Here is a 765-nt window from a genome sequence, read left to right on the forward strand (position 1 = left end):
AGAAAAATCAAAATAGAAAAAAGTTTGTAGTACACAGAGGAGCAAATGAAAATTGCAAAATACTGAGTAGCAAAGAAAAGCATAAATTTACTATCAAACTTGGGTTAAAGTCCGGTTCTGCCTGTTTTACCGGACATCGCAAGGTTTTTGAGGGCAGCAAATCCCAGTTGAAGTCCAAAATCAGACAGACCGTAGTTTCTCTATACGAGCGAGATGTAACGTGTTATTATTGCGGCATGGCTATTGGCTTTGATATGCTTGCGGCAGAAGTGGTTTTGGAGCTTAAAAATACTTGTCCCGACATTCAGCTCATAGCCGTAGTCCCTTTCCGCAGGCAGTATGTCCGATATTCCGAGACAGACAAGAAGCGTTATTTCCGTCTGTTTGGCAAGGCAGACAGACAGATTATACTTCGTGAGGATTATTCCGACCGCTGCTATCTGCAACGTAATGACTATATGCTTGAACATTCCATGCACGTCATCGCATATTTCGACGGTAAACCCAAAGGCGGTACATTCTACACCTACAGTCGTGCTTTGCGCCGTCAGATGAATGTGGTCAATCTTTATTGACGAGGGTGTGTCAAAATGATGCATCCTCTTTTCGTTATATAATCATCGGTTTCTCATTTTTCATAGAGTATGATTTCTATATTTCCGTATTATCCCTATCTCCATGCTTTCAAGTAGTATAATCGGCTGTAGATGGCTTATGCCACTCTTATATTTTGATAATTTTTGTCTGTCATCTTCTGGTTTTTGA

At 40.5% G+C, this 765-nt stretch carries 1 protein-coding gene; it reads left to right on the forward strand.

Annotated elements, in window-relative coordinates:
- Window positions 1-575: SLOG family protein (locus H6A27_RS14445; RefSeq protein ID WP_239469730.1), on the forward strand; the 575-nt coding region annotated here is incomplete at its 5' end.
- Between the last annotated feature and the right edge of the window lie 190 nt (window positions 576-765).

Origin of the sequence: Bacteroides caecigallinarum (assembly GCF_016902295.1) — a bacterium.
GTDB classification, from domain to species: domain Bacteria; phylum Bacteroidota; class Bacteroidia; order Bacteroidales; family Bacteroidaceae; genus Phocaeicola; species Phocaeicola caecigallinarum_A.